The sequence below is a fragment of the Agromyces badenianii genome (assembly GCF_003070885.1).
GTDB classification, from domain to species: Bacteria; Actinomycetota; Actinomycetes; order Actinomycetales; family Microbacteriaceae; genus Agromyces; species Agromyces badenianii.
Genome location: NZ_CP028913.1, coordinates 1,190,386 through 1,206,742, shown reverse-complemented (window position 1 = coordinate 1,206,742; position 16,357 = coordinate 1,190,386). Strand labels below are relative to the sequence as shown.

16 protein-coding genes are annotated in these 16,357 nt (G+C 70.4%); 2 read left to right on the top strand and 14 right to left on the bottom strand.

Translation table 11 applies throughout. The features are described 5' to 3' along the window. Positions 1-142: 142 nt before the first annotated feature. The 6 genes from DCE93_RS05775 to DCE93_RS05750 form a co-directional block, all read right to left on the bottom strand. On the bottom strand, positions 143-955 hold the full coding sequence (locus tag DCE93_RS05775; protein ID WP_108595044.1) for an SseB family protein: 813 nt from the start codon (positions 953-955) through the stop codon (positions 143-145). Beyond that, positions 939-1,685 (bottom strand): bifunctional 1-(5-phosphoribosyl)-5-((5-phosphoribosylamino)methylideneamino)imidazole-4-carboxamide isomerase/phosphoribosylanthranilate isomerase PriA, encoded by a 747-nt coding sequence (gene priA, locus DCE93_RS05770; RefSeq protein ID WP_108595043.1) that lies wholly within the window; start codon positions 1,683-1,685, stop codon positions 939-941. The genes DCE93_RS05775 and priA overlap by 17 nt, the downstream gene beginning before the upstream one ends. Before the next feature lie 98 nt (positions 1,686-1,783). Continuing rightward, entirely contained in the window at positions 1,784-2,422 is a 639-nt protein-coding gene (hisH, locus tag DCE93_RS05765) for an imidazole glycerol phosphate synthase subunit HisH (protein WP_108595042.1), read from the bottom strand. Continuing rightward, positions 2,419-3,033, bottom strand: coding sequence for an imidazoleglycerol-phosphate dehydratase HisB (gene hisB, locus DCE93_RS05760; protein ID WP_108595041.1), 615 nt, complete (start codon positions 3,031-3,033; stop codon positions 2,419-2,421). Before hisB ends, hisH begins: the two co-directional genes overlap by 4 nt. Then, positions 3,030-4,121 carry a histidinol-phosphate transaminase gene (locus DCE93_RS05755; RefSeq protein WP_108595040.1) on the bottom strand — a complete coding sequence of 364 codons (1,092 nt, stop codon included), beginning with the start codon at positions 4,119-4,121 and terminating at the stop codon, positions 3,030-3,032. Before DCE93_RS05755 ends, hisB begins: the two co-directional genes overlap by 4 nt. A 43-nt stretch (positions 4,122-4,164) precedes the next feature. Then, positions 4,165-4,542, bottom strand: coding sequence for a LysM peptidoglycan-binding domain-containing protein (locus tag DCE93_RS05750; protein ID WP_108595039.1), 378 nt, complete (start codon positions 4,540-4,542; stop codon positions 4,165-4,167). Between the two features lie 268 nt (positions 4,543-4,810). Here DCE93_RS05750 and lexA point away from each other — a divergent pair, with 268 nt between their 5' ends. Next, on the top strand, positions 4,811-5,488 hold the full coding sequence (gene lexA / locus DCE93_RS05745) for a transcriptional repressor LexA (RefSeq protein ID WP_268876781.1): 678 nt from the start codon (positions 4,811-4,813) through the stop codon (positions 5,486-5,488). 80 nt (positions 5,489-5,568) lie between these two features. On the opposite strand, the gene DCE93_RS05740 is transcribed toward lexA, so the two are convergent. The 4 genes from DCE93_RS05740 to hflX form a co-directional block, all read right to left on the bottom strand. Then, positions 5,569-6,354: an alpha/beta fold hydrolase gene (locus DCE93_RS05740; RefSeq protein ID WP_168186171.1), complete on the bottom strand. Its 786-nt coding sequence runs from the start codon at positions 6,352-6,354 to the stop codon at positions 5,569-5,571. An 82-nt stretch (positions 6,355-6,436) separates the two neighbouring features. Next, a complete protein-coding gene (gene metE, locus DCE93_RS05735; RefSeq protein WP_108595036.1) occupies positions 6,437-8,791 on the bottom strand; it encodes a 5-methyltetrahydropteroyltriglutamate--homocysteine S-methyltransferase in 2,355 nt (784 codons plus the stop codon). After that, positions 8,788-9,774: a methylenetetrahydrofolate reductase gene (locus tag DCE93_RS05730; RefSeq protein ID WP_108595035.1), complete on the bottom strand. Its 987-nt coding sequence runs from the start codon at positions 9,772-9,774 to the stop codon at positions 8,788-8,790. Before DCE93_RS05730 ends, metE begins: the two co-directional genes overlap by 4 nt. A gap of 232 nt (positions 9,775-10,006) precedes the next feature. Further along, positions 10,007-11,536, bottom strand: a complete 1,530-nt coding sequence (hflX, locus tag DCE93_RS05725; protein WP_108595034.1) for a GTPase HflX — start codon at positions 11,534-11,536, stop codon at positions 10,007-10,009. 42 nt (positions 11,537-11,578) lie between these two features. On the opposite strand from hflX, the gene DCE93_RS05720 reads away from it, so the two are divergent. After that, positions 11,579-12,193 carry a class I SAM-dependent methyltransferase gene (locus DCE93_RS05720; RefSeq protein WP_108595033.1) on the top strand — a complete coding sequence of 205 codons (615 nt, stop codon included), beginning with the start codon at positions 11,579-11,581 and terminating at the stop codon, positions 12,191-12,193. A gap of 37 nt (positions 12,194-12,230) precedes the next feature. On the opposite strand, the gene dapF is transcribed toward DCE93_RS05720, so the two are convergent. Genes dapF through DCE93_RS05700 form a run of 4 tightly spaced genes read right to left on the bottom strand, consistent with a single transcriptional unit; the run spans position 12,231 to position 16,348 of the window. Further along, on the bottom strand, positions 12,231-13,112 hold the full coding sequence (gene dapF / locus DCE93_RS05715) for a diaminopimelate epimerase (protein ID WP_108595032.1): 882 nt from the start codon (positions 13,110-13,112) through the stop codon (positions 12,231-12,233). A gap of 4 nt (positions 13,113-13,116) precedes the next feature. Continuing rightward, positions 13,117-14,037: a tRNA (adenosine(37)-N6)-dimethylallyltransferase MiaA gene (miaA, locus tag DCE93_RS05710; RefSeq protein ID WP_108595031.1), complete on the bottom strand. Its 921-nt coding sequence runs from the start codon at positions 14,035-14,037 to the stop codon at positions 13,117-13,119. A gap of 1 nt (position 14,038) precedes the next feature. Then, positions 14,039-15,634 (bottom strand): tRNA (N6-isopentenyl adenosine(37)-C2)-methylthiotransferase MiaB, encoded by a 1,596-nt coding sequence (gene miaB, locus DCE93_RS05705; protein WP_108595030.1) that lies wholly within the window; start codon positions 15,632-15,634, stop codon positions 14,039-14,041. A gap of 12 nt (positions 15,635-15,646) precedes the next feature. Beyond that, entirely contained in the window at positions 15,647-16,348 is a 702-nt protein-coding gene (locus DCE93_RS05700; RefSeq protein WP_108595029.1) for a regulatory protein RecX, read from the bottom strand. Between the last annotated feature and the right edge of the window lie 9 nt (positions 16,349-16,357).

Genomic DNA, 16,357 nt, shown 5'->3' with positions numbered 1-16,357 from the left:
CCCCTCGCGACGCGGCCCGCGCGGCGCCGTCGCCCGGGGACGTCGATTCAGCATCCGCCATACCGAGCAATATACGACAGGCGACGACGCGCCGAACCCCCATTGCGGGCCCACGCCTCGGGGGGTATGCGGAGGCGCCGGATCAGGCCGAGATCAACCGCACCGTCAGCGAGTCGACGAGCATCGCGATCGCGTCGTCGGCAGCCCATCGTGCGGCGAGACGCTGCAGGACCGCGTCGAGCTCGGCGCGCGTGAGACCCGCCACCAGGGAGAGCCGTACGACGAGTTCGGGGCCGGCGAGTCGGGCATCGGGGTCACCGGCGGTCAGCTCGACACCGAGGACGGCGAGTTCCGTCGCGATCGTGCGCTCGAACGCGTCGCGCACCTCGCTCGAGTCGAATGACGGATGCCACGGCTGCGACTGGGCGACGGCCCACACCGCTGGGCGGCGGAGCACGAACTCGGTCGGCGAACCGGGGTCGAGCACGACGAGGTCGGTGCCGTCGTCGGCGGCCGCGAGCGCGACCCGCACGCCGTCGGCCGGCACTGGCCGCGCGAGCGGGTTCCAGTGCGACATCGCCTCGACCGAGGCGAACACGGGCAGCACCTTGCGTCCGTCGGGACCCTGCACCGTGACGATCGAGAGGTCCTGGCTCTTGTCGACCGCGGGCCCGTGAGCGCCGGTCTCGGAACCCCCGTCACCGAGTTCGGCGAGCAGCGGGATCAGCAGCCGCGATCGGGCGAACTCGGCCACGACGGGCGCTTGCCCGCCTAGCCCGGCACGGAAGGCCGTCAGCGCAGCGACGAGCCCCTCGGGCGCGCGACCGTCGTCGGCCGCGTGCGTGTTGGGCTGGAACGAACGCCCGGCCCACGGTACGCCGGCCGAGTCGGCGGATGCCGCGGCATCCGTCGCCTCGGTCCCCGGCTGCGCACCGGGCTCACTGCGAGGCGACATCCAGCGCCTCGGCCAGTGTGAAGGCACCGGCGTAGAGCGCCTTGCCGACGATCGCGCCCTCGAGCCCGAGCGGAACGAGCTCGCGAAGGGCCACGATGTCGTCGAGGCTCGAGATGCCGCCCGATGCGACGACCGGCCGATGGGTACGGTCCATCACCTGGCGGAGCAGGTCGAGGTTCGGCCCCTGCAGCGTGCCGTCCTTCGTGACGTCGGTCACGACGTAACGGGCGGCGCCGGCCTCTTCGAGCCGGTCCATGACCTGCCAGAGGTCGCCGCCGTCCTGAGTCCAGCCGCGCGCGGCGAGCGTCGTGCCGCGCACGTCGAGGCCGACCGCGATCGCCTCGCCGTACTGCGCGATCACCGAAGCGGCCCATTCGGGATTCTCCAGCGCCGCGGTGCCGAGGTTGATGCGCTTGGCGCCGATGGCGAGGGCGTGCTCGAGCGACTCGTCATCACGGATGCCGCCCGAGAGTTCGACGTTGACCCCGCGCACCTGGCGGATCGCCTTCTTCAGGATGGCCGCGTTCGAGCCGCGACCGAACGCGGCGTCGAGGTCGACGAGGTGGATCCACTCGGCACCCTGATCGGCCCAATCGACCGCGGCATCCACGGGGTCGCCGTAGTTGGTCTCGGTGCCGGCCTCGCCCTTGGTCAGGCGCACCGCCTTGCCGCCGGCCACATCGACGGCCGGAAGCAGCACAAGGCGTGCGGTCTTGTTGAATTCGCTCATTCACTGTCCTCGTTATCGCGGTCGCGCCTGCGAGTCGGCACAGTCACAGCATCATAGTCCGGCCCGGTCGGAGCGGCGTGCACATGACGCCGTACGGCTCAGTGCAGCGTGCCGAGCCAGTTGGCGAGCAAGCGGATGCCGGCATCCGACGACTTCTCGGGATGGAACTGCGTCGCCGACAGCGGCCCGTTCTCGACCGCCGCCAGGAACCGGCCGCCGTGCTCGGCCCACGTCAGTGCGGGCTGCGGGAAGGGCGGCTGCACGTCGAGCAGCCACTCCTGCGCGGCGAAGGAATGCACGAAGTAGAACCGCTCGTCTTCGATGCCCGCGAAGAGGGCCGAGCCCTCGCCCGGCTCGACCGTGTTCCAGCCCATGTGCGGGAGCACCTCGGCCGGAAGTTCGGTGACCGTTCCCGGCCATTCGCCGAGGCCCTCGGTGTCGACGCCGCGCTCGACGCCCCGCTCGAACAGCACCTGCATGCCGACGCAGATGCCCAGCACCGGGCGCCCGCCGGCGAGTCGGCGGTCGATGATCTCTTCGCCCCGTACGGCGTGCAGCTGGTCCATGACCGCCTTGAACGCCCCGACTCCCGGAACCACGAGGCCGTCTGCCTCGAGCGCCGTGCTTCGGTCGGAGGTGACGGCGACCTCGGCGCCGGCGCGTTCGAGCGCCTTCGCGGCCGAGTGCACGTTGCCCGAGCCGTAGTCGAGCACGACGATGCGTCGGCTGCGGCTCACAACGCACCCTTGGTCGACGGCACGCCGGAGACGAGCGGGTCGTACGCCTTCGCCTGACGGAACGCACGGGCGAACGCCTTGAACTCTGCCTCGGCGATGTGGTGCGGGTCGCGGCCGCCGAGCACGGTGACGTGCACCGTGAGCGCGGCGTTGAACGAGATCGCCTCGAACACGTGTCGCACCATGGAGCCGGTGAAGTGACCGCCGATGAGGTGGTACTCGAAGCCGGCCGGTTCACCGCCGTGCACGAGGAACGGGCGCCCCGAGATGTCGACGACGGCCTGCGCGAGTGCCTCGTCGAGGGGCACGAGCGCGTCACCGTACCGCGAGATGCCGCGCTTGTCGCCGAGCGCCTGCCTGATCGCCTGGCCGAGCACGATGCCGACGTCTTCGACCGTGTGGTGCACGTCGATCTCGATGTCGCCCCGTGCCCGCACGGTGAGGTCGGTGAGCGAGTGCTTCGCGAACGCCGTGAGCAGGTGGTCGTAGAACGGCACCCTGGTCTCGATGTCGCTCGTGCCTGCGCCGTCGAGGTCGATCGAGAGGTCGATGCTGGATTCGCTCGTCTCGCGCTGGACCCTGGCGGTGCGCGGCGGCCTCGATTCGGTCATGAGGCCATCCTATTCGGGGCCGAAACGGCGATCGCCTCGAGGAAGGCGGTGGTTTCCGCCTCGGTGCCGGCCGTCACCCGCAGGTGCCCGGGGATGCCGATCTCCCTGATCAGGATGCCTCGCGCGAGCAGTTGCCCGAACACCGCGCCGGGGTCGTCGACCCCGCCGAACAGCACGAAGTTGGATCCGCTGCGGTAGGGGTGGAACCCGAGCCGCCCGAGCTCCGTCGAGATGCGCTCGCGCTGGGCGCGGATCTCGTCGACCATCGAGAGCATCTCGACGGAGTGCGCGAGGGCGCCGAGGGCGGCGGCCTGTGTGAGCGCCGAGAGGTGATAGGGAAGCCGAACGAGTCGGAGCGCGTCGATCGCGGCAGGATCGCCGGCGAGGTAGCCGACGCGTGCTCCTGCGAACGCGAAGGCCTTGCTCATCGTGCGAGACACGAGCAGGCGCGGGCGCCCGGCCAAGAGGGTCAGCGCACTCTGGCTGCCCGGGTCGGCGAACTCGAAATAGGCCTCGTCGACGACGACGATGCCGCGTGCCGCGTCGGCGACCGCCTCGATCGTCTCGAGTGAGAGCGGGGTGCCGGTCGGGTTGTTCGGCGCGCAGAGCAGCACGATGTCGGGGTCGTGCGCGCGCACCGCGGCGACGGCGGTGGCGGCGCTCAACTCGAACTCCTCGTCACGGCCCGCGGTGATCCACTCGGTGCCCGTGCCCGAGGCGAGCAGACCGTACATCGAGTACGTCGGGGCGAACCCGAGTGCCGTGCGGCCGGGGCCGCCGTAGGCCTGCAGGATGTGCTGCAGCACTTCATTGGAACCGTTCGCGGCCCAGATCTGCGCCGGGTCGAGACCGTGCCCGAGGTAGTCGGCGAGTGCGCGGCGCAGTTCGGTGAACTCCCGGTCGGGATAGCGATTGAGCGTCAGGATGGCCGCGGCGACCCGCGCGACCACGTCGTGCGCGACGTCCTCGGGAATCGGATGCGTGTTCTCGTTGACGTTGAGGGCGACCGGAACTGCCTGCTGCGGAGCCCCGTACGGGGTTCGCCCACGAAGGTCGTCGCGGATGGGGAGGTCTTCGAGACTCGTCACCGTTCCATGCTAACGAGGCTTGCGCGGGCGGCTCAGGCGACCGTCACGGTACGACCGGAAGCGCGAGGCGCTGCCCGGGCTCGACCACGGCGTCGTCGAGACCGTTGAGCCGCATGATCTCGTCGATGACGTCGCGCGCGTCTGCATTGGGATCGATCGACTCGGCGATCGCCCAGAGCGAGTCGCCCTCACCCACGGTGGTGTACTCGAAGGAGACGCCACTGGACTCGATGTCGGCAGCAGCGGTGCCGGCACCGAGGACCACCACGAACGCCCAGATCACGAGCGGAACCGCGGCCAGCCCGGTGAAGACGATGCGACCGCGCCGCGTCAGCCGAAGCCGGGTACGCGTCGCCGCCGAAGCCGGCTCCTGCCGTACCCCTGGGGCCTGGAATCCGGTCGTTGCGATCACTGCGCTCATGTCACACCTCCTGTAGGAGTCGCATCCGGCTCTCGGCCGGGAGAGCCGGATGCGAAACTCTGTTCCGAATATATCTTCGAATTTCGAACATTGCAAGGATGGAAGCCCGGGATATCGCGGAGCGAATTCCCGACACACTCGAACGAATGTTTGCCGCATGTTCGCGAGCCGGATACAGTTTCGAATGTCCGGAAGACAGTCGACCAGACACCACCGACATCCGGCCGCGCGACGGCCGCTACGAGGGGCGAAGACGTTGAGCACCGACATCGACGACGTGCAGGCGGCCAGGCGGCCACGCCGCCGCAAGAGTCTGAGCGCCAAGCAGATCGCGATCCTCGAGATGATCCAGCGTTCGGTCTCGAGCCGGGGCTACCCGCCGAGCATGCGCGAGATCGGCGACGCGGTCGGCCTCTCCTCGCTGTCCAGCGTCACCCACCAGCTCAATCAGCTCGAGCTCGCCGGGTACCTTCGGCGCGACCCCAACCGGCCCCGCGCCCTCGAGGTGCTCATCGAACTTCCGGGCGTCACCGACCGCACGGTCGGCTCGAGCGATCCCACTCCGGTGGGCGACGCGGCGATGGTGCCGCTCGTCGGCCGCATCGCGGCCGGCGTGCCGATCACCGCCGAGCAGCAGGTAGACGAGGTCTTCCCGCTCCCCCGCCAGCTCGTCGGCAAGGGCGAGCTCTTCATCCTGAAGGTCGTCGGCGAATCCATGATCGACGCCGCGATCTGCGACGGCGACTGGGTGGTCGTGCGATCGCAGCGCACCGCCGAGAACGGCGAGATCGTCGCGGCGATGCTCGATGGCGAGGCGACCGTCAAGGTCTTCCGTCAGCGCGACGGACACACGTGGCTGCTGCCTCGCAACAGCGCGTTCGAACCGATCGTCGGCGACCACGCCGAGGTGCTCGGCAAGGTCGTCGCCGTGCTGCGCACCGTCTGACCGGCTCCCGCCCTCGCGCCCACCGCTCGACTGCGACCGCCGGACGGGGACCGCCGGACGGGCGGCCGCCCGACGCTCCCCTATGAGGCTGAGCGCACGTATGAGGCTGAGCGCACGGCGACCGGCGCACGCTCGCTCGCAGCGGGCGCGAGATCGCGAAGCCAGCCGAGCACTGCGTCCATGAAGCCGGCGTGATCGTCACGGAACACGGTGTGGCCGGTGCCCCGCACCGTCGCGACCGTCATCCCCTGACCGCGCAGCTGCCGGGCGACGTTCGCCGTGATGAGCAGGCTCTTCTCGGCGAGCACCACGAGCGTCGGGGCGACGAGCCGCGCCGGCGGCACGAGCGGCCGGGTATCGGAGAAGCCGAGGATCGTGCGCTTGTCCCAATCGCGGAGCGTCGCGAGCTCGATGTCGACGTCGACCGCGCTCCACTTCGGGTTCATGCGCACGAGCGCCGAACGACGCGGGCGCGGCGCCATCGCGAAGAACGCCTTGAACGCCCACCCCCTGAGGCCCTTGGGGAACGAGAACGCCGGGTCGATGTAGATCGCAGCACGCGGCGCGAGACGATCGGCCACGAGGCTCGCGACGAGCCCGCCGAGCGAGTGGCCCATGACCACGTCGGGCGGGCTGTCGAGGAGCGGCGCGAGCGTCTCGACGACGTCGCTCGCCCATGCGGCCGGTGAGTACGCGGTCGCACGCGGACTGCGTCCGTGGCCGGCGAGGTCGACCGCGAGCACCCGGAAGCCCTGGCCCTCGAGCTCGGCGGTGACCCGATGCCACGCGCGCGAATCCGACATGATGCCGTGGATGAGGATCGCGGTTCGCGCGCCCCGGCCGGATTCGTGGACCGCGAGTTGCATGGCTCGACGGTACGTGGCGCGCCTGAGCATCACCCCGGCGCAAGCCGTGCGGATGCCGCGAGCCGCGGCATCCGCACGATGCTCACGACCCGGCGAGCGCCGGCGAGGTGAGGCCTGCGCGCACCGCGCGGGTCGCCTCGACGATGTGGCGGAGCGACTCCACGGTCTCGTCGTAGCCGCGCGTCTTCAGGCCGCAGTCGGGGTTCACCCAGAGCCGAGCCGCCGGGATCGCACCGGCAGCGCGCTCGAGCAGGGCCTGCACCTCGTCGACGCTCGGCACGCGCGGCGAGTGGATGTCGTAGACCCCCGGGCCGATGCCGTGATCGAACCCGCTCGTCTCGAGGTCGTCGACGACCTCCATGCGACTGCGGGCAGCCTCGATCGATGTGACGTCGGCATCGAGGTTCTTGATGGCGTCGATGACCACGCCGAACTCCGAGTAGCAGAGGTGCGTGTGCACCTGCGTCTCGGGCACCGCCCCGCCCGTCGCGAGCCGGAACGAGCCGACCGACCAGTCGAGGTACGCGGGCTGGTCGGCGAGCTTCAGCGGCAGCAGTTCGCGCAGGGCGGGCTCGTCGACCTGGATCACCCGGATGCCCGCGCCCTCGAGATCGGAGATCTCGTCGCGGAGCGCCAGCGCCACCTGGCGCGCGGTGTCGCCGAGCGGCTGGTCGTCGCGCACGAACGACCAGGCGAGGATCGTCACGGGACCGGTGAGCATGCCCTTCATCGGCTGCTCGGTGAGCGACTGGGCGTAGCTCGACCACTCGACCGTCATCGGCGCCGGCCGCGACACGTCGCCCCAGAGGATCGAGGGCCGCGTGCAGCGCGAGCCGTACGACTGCACCCACCCGTGCTTCGTGACGGCGAACCCGTCGAGCAGCTCGGCGAAGTACTGCACCATGTCGTTGCGCTCGGGCTCACCGTGCACGAGCACGTCGAGCCCGAGGTCCTCCTGCAGCCGCACGACCCGCTCGATCTCCTCGCGCATGAGCGCCGTGTACTCCTCGCTCGTGAGCGAGCCGCCGACGAGGCGGGCGCGGGCCCGACGGATCTCGCCGGTCTGCGGGAACGAGCCGATCGTGGTGGTCGGCAGTTCCGGCAGGCCGAGTGCGGCCTGCGCGGCCACGCGCTCGTCGTAGCTCACGCGGTCGAAGTCGCGCGCGGTGAGACCGGCGAGGCGCTCGCGCACCGCGGGCACCCGCACGCCGGGTGCACCGTCGCGGTCGGCGAGGGCAGCGGATGCCGCAGCGAGCTCGCCCTCGATCGACGCGCGCCCCTCGGTCAGGCCGCACCCGAGCACCGCCACCTGGCCGACCTTCTGGTCGGCGAACGCGAGCCACGTCACGAGCCGGGCGTCGAGCACATCCTCGTCGTCGACATCGTGCGGCACGTGCAGCAGCGAGGTGGAGGTGGAAACGGCAACCGAGGGCGAGAGGTGCTGCACGGCCTCGACTCGGTCGAAGGCTGCGGCGAGATCGCCGCGCCAGATGTTGTGGCCGTCGACGACCCCGGCGACCAGGGTCTTCGCGGCGAGCGACTCGGCGGTCGCGGGGTCGAGCACCTCGGGCAGCGCGCCGCGCACGAGGTCGAGCCCGATCGCCTCCACCGGAGTGGCCGCGAGGGCCGGCAGCGCATCGTCGAGCGAGCCGTACGGCGCGGCGACGAAGATCGCCGGGCGGCGCTCGAGCGCACCGAGCGCGTCATACGCCGCGGCGACCGATTCGAGCACGCGATCGCGGGGCACGTCGATGCTCTCGCTCACGAGCGCGGGCTCGTCGAGCTGCACCCACTCGGCGCCGGCCTCGGCGAGCCGCTCGAGCAGCGCAGCGTAGACGGGCACGAGATCGGCGAGCCGGTCGATCGGCTGGAAGTCCGACGGGGCACCGTCGGCGGCCTTCGCGAGGAGCAGGAAGGTCACGGGGCCGACGATGACGGGCCGGGTCACGAAGCCTGCGGCCTTCGCCTCGGCGAACTCGGCGAGGATCCGCTCGGCGTGCAGCGAGAAGGCGGTCTCGGGGCCGATCTCGGGCACGAGGTAGTGGTAGTTCGAGTCGAACCATTTGGTCATCTCGAGCGGAGCATCGTCGCCGACGCCGCGGGCGATCGTGAAGTACCCGGCGAGATCGAGCTCGCCCTGCTCGTCGACGAGTGCGGCGAAGCGCTCGGGCACGGCACCGACGGCGACCGCGGCATCGAGCACCTGGTCGTAGAACGAGAAGGTCTCGGGGATGGCCGAGTCCGTGCGCCCGAGCCCGAGCGACGCGAGACGCTCACGGGTGGCGGCGCGCAGCTCGGCGGCGGCCTGCTCGAGTTCGGCGGCCGTGATCGAGCCGGCCCAGAACGACTCGACGGCTCGCTTCAACTCGCGCCGGCGCCCGATGCGCGGGTAGCCGAGGATCGTCGCGATCGGGAAGGCGGGTGCGGGGGTGGTCATCGTGCGGTGTTCCTTTCGTCGGCGAGCCGGTCGGCGCGCAGCCCGAGCCGCTCGACGACGTCGAGCACGGCCTCATGGCGGTTGAAGGTGTAGAGGTGCAATCCCGGAGCGCCGCCCGCGATCACCTCGGTGGAGAGGCGGGTGGCGAAGGTGATGCCGAGCTCGGCCTGCGCCGAGGCATCCGGCTCGATCTCGAGGTCGATCGAGAGCTCGGCGGGCGGTTCGACGCCGGTCAGCTCGGTGAGCCGAGACAGTCGTGCAGGCGTCGTCACGGGCATGATGCCCGGCAGGATCGGGATCGTGACCCCGCCGGCGCGGGCACGATCGACGAAGCCGAGGTAGTCGTCGGCCCGCCAGAAGAGCTGGGTGATCGCGAGGTTCGCCCCGGCGATCTCCTTGGCGAGAAGGGTGTCGACGTCTTGCCCGACTCCGCGCGAACGCGGGTGCCCGGTGGGGAAGGCGGCGACGGCGACCCGTTCGGGGCGGGGCCGCTCCCTGATGCGCGATGCGCCGGGATTGCCCGGCACGCCGACCTGCTCGAACGGCTCGCGCTCCTCCTGCACCCGGTGGATGAGCTGCACGAGCTCGGCCGCACTGCCGAGGTCGCCGATGCCGGCGTCGGGATCGGCGTCTGCGGGCGGGTCGCCGCGGAGGGCGAGGAAACTCGTGATGCCGGCGTCGAGGAACTCCCGGACGAGCCGGTTCGCCTCGGCGTGCGACGAGCCGACGCACGTGAGATGCGCCATCGCTTCGACGTGCGTGTGCTCGAGCATGTACCGCAGCACCGTCAGGGAGCGCGCTCGCGAACTGCCGCCGGCACCGAAGGTAACGGAGATGAATGCCGGATCGACCTCGGCGAGCCGGTCGATGGTGCGGCCGAGGGCCAGGGCCGCGGCGTCGGTGCGCGGCGGGAAGAGCTCGAACGACAGCGGCAGCCCGGAACGACAGTCGGCGCCCGATGCGTCGGATGCGGTCGGTGCCATGGTGCTCCTGCGTGGCGGCGGCGACGGAAGAGCGCGGCAGGCCGCGTCCCCCGGCCGGAACGGCGGGTGGGTCTCGCGGGCGGGTGCCGGGCTCGGCGGTCGCTCCACGTGATCGGCATCGGGCCGATCACAGATCGATCAGGAGCGACGATACGCCGCACGGGCGGCCGCCGCGCGTCTGTGACGCACAGTGACGCGGCCGCCGAGGCATCCGTCGGCCGCGCCGATCAGGTCAGGCGCTGGCCGCTGCCGCCGCGAACTCCTCGAGCTGGCCCGCGAGTTCGGGTGAGGCGAGCGCGCGCACGCGGGTGCCGTCTTCGTCGTACTCGATCGAGAGCACTCGACCGGTCTCGTGCAGCGTCGAGACGACGTCGCCCCGGTCGTAGGGCACGAGCAGGTCGATCTCGACGGCCGGGTCGGGCAGCATGCGTGCGATCGCCTCGAGCACCTCGGGGATGCCTTCGCCCGTGCGTGCCGAGGCGAAGATCGCGCCGGGCTCGAGACCGCGGAGCACGAGGCGTTCCTCGGGCGTCACGAGGTCGGCCTTGTTGAAGACGATGAGCTCGGGGATGTCGCGGGCACCGACCTCGCCGATGACGTCGCGCACCGTGGCGATCTGCCCGGCGGGGTCGGGATGGGCGGCGTCGACGACGTGCACGATCAGGTCGGAGTCGCCCACCTCTTCGAGCGTCGAACGGAATGCCTCGACGAGCTGGTGCGGCAGGTTGCGCACGAAGCCGACGGTGTCTGCGATCGTGTAGACGCGGCCGTCGGCGGTGGTGTTGCGGCGCACGGTCGCGTCGAGCGTCGCGAACAGGGCGTTCTCGACGAGCACGCCGGCGCCGGTGATGCGGTTCAGGAGGCTCGACTTGCCCGCGTTCGTGTAGCCCGCGATCGCCACAGAGGGCACCGCGTTGCGCTTGCGATTGGCGCGCTTGGCTTCACGCGCGGGCTTCATGGCGGTGATCTGCTTGCGCAGCTTCGCCATGCGCGAGTGGATGCGTCGACGGTCGAGTTCGATCTTCGTCTCACCAGGGCCGCGCGAACCCATGCCGGCGCCTGCGCCGCCGACCTGGCCGCCCGCCTGGCGCGACATCGACTCACCCCAGCCGCGCAGTCGCGGCAGGAGGTATTCGAGCTGCGCGAGCTCGACCTGGGCCTTGCCCTCGCGGCTCTTCGCGTGCTGGCTGAAGATGTCGAGGATGACCGCGGTGCGATCGATGACCTTCACCTTGATCGCGTCTTCCAGCGCACGACGCTGGCTCGGCGCGAGTTCGGTGTCGGCGACGACTGTGTCGGCGCCGAGGGAAGCGACGATGTGGCGCAGCTCCTCGACCTTGCCGCGCCCGAGGTACGTGCTCGGGTCGGGGTGGGGCCGACGCTGCAGCACGCCGTCGAGCACCCGCGCGCCGGCGGTCTCTGCGAGCGCGGCGAGCTCGCGCATGGAGTTCTCGGCCTCGTCTTGCGAACCCTGCGAGTACACGCCGATGAGCACGACGTTCTCGAGGCGCAACTGCCGGTACTCGACCTCGGTGACGTCTTCGAGTTCGGTCGAGAGCCCGCCCACCCGGCGCAGGCTCGCGCGCGCCTCACGGTCGTACTGCTCGCCGTCGGTGTCGGAATCGGCACCGGGTGTCGTCTCGGGCGCCATCAGCGCCTCGGCGACGTCGGAGCCGAAGCGGGTGAGGCCCGCTTTCGTCTCTGCGCCCCTGAGCACCCGTTCGACGGCGTCGTCTGCGGAGTTCCGTTCGGCGTCATTCATTGCGTTAACCCTAGTTCCCATCGCTGCGATAGGTTCCCCTGTATGGCCTCCGACCATTATTTCTCCTCTCGTCCGGGCGGCGAGGCCACTCTCCGCACCATCACCGTCACCCTCGCCGGGCGCGAACTCTCGCTCGCGACCGCCGGCGGGGTCTTCAGCCCGGAGCATCTCGACACCGGCACCCGCATCCTGCTCGACCGCACCCCGGCGCCGCCGGCCGGCGGCGATCTGCTCGACCTCGGTAGCGGATGGGGACCGATCGCGATCTCGCTGGCCCTGCGGGCTCCAGATGCCACGGTGTGGTCCGTCGACGTCAACGAGCGGGCCCTCGACCTCGTGCGCCGCAACACGGCACGACTCGGCATCACCAACGTCAACGCGGTGCTGCCCGAGGATGTTCCCGCCGAGGTGCGCTTCGCCGGCATCTGGTCGAACCCGCCCATTCGCGTCGGCAAGGCCGAGTTGCACGCGCTCCTCACACGTTGGCTCCCCCGCATGCACGACGACGCGAGCGCGTGGCTCGTCGTTGCCAAGCACCTCGGAGCGGAGTCGCTGCAGCGCTGGCTCGACGAAGATCTCGGCCTCGAGGTCGACCGCGCGGCGCAAGACAAGGGCTTCCGTGTGCTCGAGGTGCGCACCGCGGCATCCGCTCACTGATCGGTTCACTGCGCAGAGCGCTCACGCGCCTACGCGGTCACGCGAGGCTGAGCACGCCGTCGAAGACGAGCTCCGCAGGCCCTGAGAGCGAGACGTGCTCGCCGTCGGCGGCCTGGAACATGCGCACTCCGAGCACGCCGCCCGGCACCTGCACACGCCACCGGTCGGGTGCGGCCTCGCCTGCCCAGTACCGCACCGCGAGGGCCGAGGCGACCGCACCGGTGCCGCACGAGAGGGTCTCGCCCGAACCGCGCTCGTGCACCCGCATGCGGATGCGCCCCACGCCGTCTTCGACGAGCGGCTCGGCAGGGACGACGAACTCGATGTTCGCGCCGGCCTCGGGCTCGGGCTCGACGACGGGCTGATAGGCGAGATCGAGACCGTCGAGCTCCTCGTCGTCGGCCAGTGCGACGACGATGTGCGGGTTGCCGACGTCGATGCCGAGTCCGGGCCTCGCGACGGGCAGGCTCTTTCCGCGAACGAGCGGTTCGCCGCCGGCGAGGCGCCAGGGGCCGAGATCAGCTTCGAAACCCGTCGCCGTGCGGCGCACGGTGCGCACGCCCGCCCGGGTGCCGATCGCGATCGATGCGTCGCGTGCGAGATCGGCGAGACCCTGGTCGAGGAGGTAGCTCGTGAAGACGCGGATGCCGTTGCCGCACATCTCGGAGACCGTGCCGTCGGCGTTCCAGTAGTCCATGAACCACACTGCCTGCGGATTCTCGGCGAGGGCAGCGGCACCGTCGTCGAGGTTCGCCGAGCGCACCGCGCGGATGACGCCGTCGGCTCCGACGCCGAAGCGGCGGTCGCAGACCGCGGCGATCTGGGTGGGAGTCAACTCGGACTCGCCCTCGGGGTCGCTGAAGAGCACGAAGTCATTGCCCGTGCCCTGGCCCTTGGTGAACCGCAGATCGAACGCCATCGAATCAGTCTATGGCCGCGAGACGGGCGAGTTCGGTGCCGCGGGCGACGGTGTCGTCGGCGTCGATCGTGACCGCGTCGCGGTAGCGCTTGAACCAGCTGACCTGACGGCGTGCGTAGGTTCTCGTGAGCTGCTGCGTCTCTGCGATCGCCTCGGCTCGCGTGAGGCGTCTGTCGATCTCGCCGAGCGCCTGCGCGTATCCGATCGCCTTGCGCGCGGTCACGCCGCGCTCGATTCCCTTGGGAATCAGGCCGCGTACCTCGTCGACGAGACCGCCCTGCCACATGCCCTCGACCCGTGCGTCGAGTCGTTCGACAAGCGTCGACCGTTCACTGCGCAGGTGCACGATGCCGTGCGGGCGCCATGGCACGGGCTCGTCGGGCAGCCGGGCGGCCTTCGACTCGCCCGTCACCTCGATCACCTCGAGAGCTCGCACGAGTCTGCGACCGTTCTGCGCGTCGACGCTCGCGGCCGTCTCGGGGTCGATCTCGCGGAGCCGCGTATGGAGCATGCCCGGCCCCTGTTCGGCGAGCTCGGCCTCGAGCCGCGCGCGCACCTCGGCGTCGGTGCCCGGAAACCGGAAGTCGTGGATGACCGAAGAGACGTACAACCCCGATCCGCCCACGAGCAGTGCCACCGATCCGCGGTCGATGACCTCGTCGACTGCGGCGCGAGCCGCCGACTGGTACTCCGCGACGGATGCCTCGTCGACCACGTCGAGCACGTCGAGCAGGTGGTGCGGCACCCCCTGTCGTTCGTCGAACGACAGCTTGGCCGTGCCGATGTCCATGCCGCGGTAAAGCTGCATCGCATCGGCGTTCACGACCTCGGCGGCACGCCCGCCTCTCGCGTAGGCGTCGGCGAGGTCGAGCGCGAACGCGGACTTGCCGGTGCCGGTCGCCCCGACGATCGCGATGAGGGTCACGTCAGCGTTGGCCGTCGGCGGGGTCGTAGATCGGCATCGTTCCGACACCGGGCGAGACGAGCGGCTCGGTGCCGCGCGCACGCAGCGTCGGCAGCCCCAGCGAGACACGGCCGGCGACGGATGCCCCGGGGTCTGCCGGAACGCCGCAGCTCTCGGCCTGGGCCCGATCCCACGCGTCGCCCGCCCGCGTGCGGCGGATGCGGAGCGGAGCGTCGTCGAGCGAGTCGGCGATGAGGTGGAACGGCGCGGCCTGCGTGATCGTGACGGAGACCACGTCGCCGGGCCGCGGCAGTTCAGAGCCCGTCGGCACCTCGAAGTGCACGAGGCGGCTGTCTTCGGCGCGGCCGCTCAAGCGGTGGGTCTCGTTGTTCTTCTTGCCTTCGCCGGTCGCGACGAGCACCTCGACGGGGTGGCCGATGAGCTGCTGGTTCTCCTCCCAGGAGATGCGGTCCTGCAGGGCGAGGAGGCGTTCGTAGCGCTCCTGCACGACCTCCTTCGGCACCTGCTCCGGCATCGTCGCTGCGGGCGTACCAGGACGAATGGAGTACTGGAAGGTGAAGGCCGACGCGAATCTGGCCGCCTCGACGACCCGGAGCGTCTCTTGGAAGTCCTCTTCGGTCTCTCCGGGGAAACCCACGATGATGTCGGTCGAGATCGCCGCGTTCGGGATTCGCGCCCGCACCCGATCGAGAATGCCGAGGAACTTCTCTGAGCGGTAGGAGCGTCGCATCGCCTTGAGCACGCGGTCGGAGCCGGACTGCAGCGGCATGTGCAGCTGAGGCATGACGCTCGGCGTCTCGGCCATCGCATCGATGACGTCATCGGTGAATGCGGCAGGGTGGGGGCTTGTGAACCGGATTCGCTCGAGGCCCTCGATCTGGCCCGCCGCGCGCAGCAGCTTGCCGAACGCCTGACGGTCGCCGAACTCGACCCCATAGGAGTTGACGTTCTGGCCGAGCAGTGTGATCTCGACCACGCCGTCGTCGACGAGGGTCTGGATCTCGGCGAGGATCTCACCCGGACGGCGGTCTTTCTCTTTGCCGCGGAGCGCGGGCACGATGCAGAACGTGCAGGTGTTGTTGCACCCGACCGAGATCGACACCCACCCGCTGTAGCTGGAGTCGCGCTTGGTCGGCAGCGTCGACGGGAAGACCTCGAGCGAGTCGAGGATCTCGAGTTGCGCCTCGTCGTTGTGCCGGGCGCGCTCGAGCAGGCTCGGCAGCGCACCCATGTTGTGCGTGCCGAAGACGACATCGACCCATGGCGCCTTCTCGAGGATGACGTTCTTGTCTTTCTGGGCGAGGCACCCGCCGACCGCGATCTGCATGCCCGCGTGGCGTCGCTTGACCGAGGCGAGGTGGCCGAGGTTGCCGTAGAGCTTGTTGTCGGCGTTCTCGCGCACAGCGCAGGTGTTGATCACGACGATGTCGGGCTCGGCGCCGTCGGCCGGCACGTAGCCGGCGGCTTCGAGCGAACCGGACAGACGCTCGGAGTCGTGCACGTTCATCTGGCACCCGAAGGTGCGGACCTCGTAGGTACGCGGCGGCACTGCCGCTTCGGCGACTTGGTCGCGTGAGACGTCGTGGATGGTGCTCATGATCGCACCAGCTTACGAGCCTTCTCCGGCCAGCGCCGCCGTCACCACCTCGCGCACGATGTCGCCCGGATACCCCCGCCGCTGCAGGAATGCCGAGAGGCGACGCTCCGCCGTCTGTCGATCGAGACCACGGAGCTGACGAGCCCGGCGCTCGGCGACCACGCGAGCGTTCTCGAGTTCGGTCTCGGGGTCGAGGTCTTCGACCGCCGCGCGCGCCAGCGTGTTGTCGACCCCGCGCCGCCCGAGCTCTTGCAGGATCGCCCCGCTGCCCCGGCCGCGGCGCACCCCATGGCTGTGCACGAGCTGCTCGGCGAGCCGGGCGTCGTCGAGATAGCCGAGCCGTTCGTAGCGCGCGATCCATTCTTCGACTTCGACATCGTCGAGTCCGTGCTCGACGAGCACGGCTCGAACCTCCGACTCCGAGAGCGCCGAGCGTCGGAGCCGTGAGACCACGAGTCGATCTATGCGCTGGTCGCGCTCTGCTCCGGTCTCATCCGGCGCCTCGTCGATTCGAGCCGCCGCCTCGCCGGCCTCATCAGCGGGCGACGAGCGGTCACGCCCGATGCTCCGAAGGCCGCCGGAGCCGCTAGAGCCGGCGGAGCCGCCGGACGGACTCTGCCGCCGACGGGATCCGCGCGCCTCGGGGGCCGAAGCCTCCTTCGCCCATGGCAGGTAGGTGACCGGTGCGAGCCGTTCCGATGATTCGTCGCTCATGCCTGCCTC

Coding starts and splice junctions, on each gene's coding strand:
- DCE93_RS05730 (WP_108595035.1), bottom strand. CDS start 9,774: ATGGCACCGACCGCATCCGACGCATCGGGCGCCGACTGTCGTTCCGGG.
- dapF (WP_108595032.1), bottom strand. CDS start 13,112: ATGGCGTTCGATCTGCGGTTCACCAAGGGCCAGGGCACGGGCAATGAC.
- DCE93_RS05750 (WP_108595039.1), bottom strand. CDS start 4,542: ATGAGCGCAGTGATCGCAACGACCGGATTCCAGGCCCCAGGGGTACGG.
- DCE93_RS05700 (WP_108595029.1), bottom strand. CDS start 16,348: ATGAGCGACGAATCATCGGAACGGCTCGCACCGGTCACCTACCTGCCA.
- hflX (WP_108595034.1), bottom strand. CDS start 11,536: ATGAATGACGCCGAACGGAACTCCGCAGACGACGCCGTCGAACGGGTG.
- DCE93_RS05720 (WP_108595033.1), top strand. CDS start 11,579: ATGGCCTCCGACCATTATTTCTCCTCTCGTCCGGGCGGCGAGGCCACT.
- hisB (WP_108595041.1), bottom strand. CDS start 3,033: ATGACCGAATCGAGGCCGCCGCGCACCGCCAGGGTCCAGCGCGAGACG.
- priA (WP_108595043.1), bottom strand. CDS start 1,685: ATGAGCGAATTCAACAAGACCGCACGCCTTGTGCTGCTTCCGGCCGTC.
- DCE93_RS05740 (WP_168186171.1), bottom strand. CDS start 6,354: ATGCAACTCGCGGTCCACGAATCCGGCCGGGGCGCGCGAACCGCGATC.
- metE (WP_108595036.1), bottom strand. CDS start 8,791: ATGACCACCCCCGCACCCGCCTTCCCGATCGCGACGATCCTCGGCTAC.
- DCE93_RS05775 (WP_108595044.1), bottom strand. CDS start 955: ATGTCGCCTCGCAGTGAGCCCGGTGCGCAGCCGGGGACCGAGGCGACG.
- miaB (WP_108595030.1), bottom strand. CDS start 15,634: ATGAGCACCATCCACGACGTCTCACGCGACCAAGTCGCCGAAGCGGCA.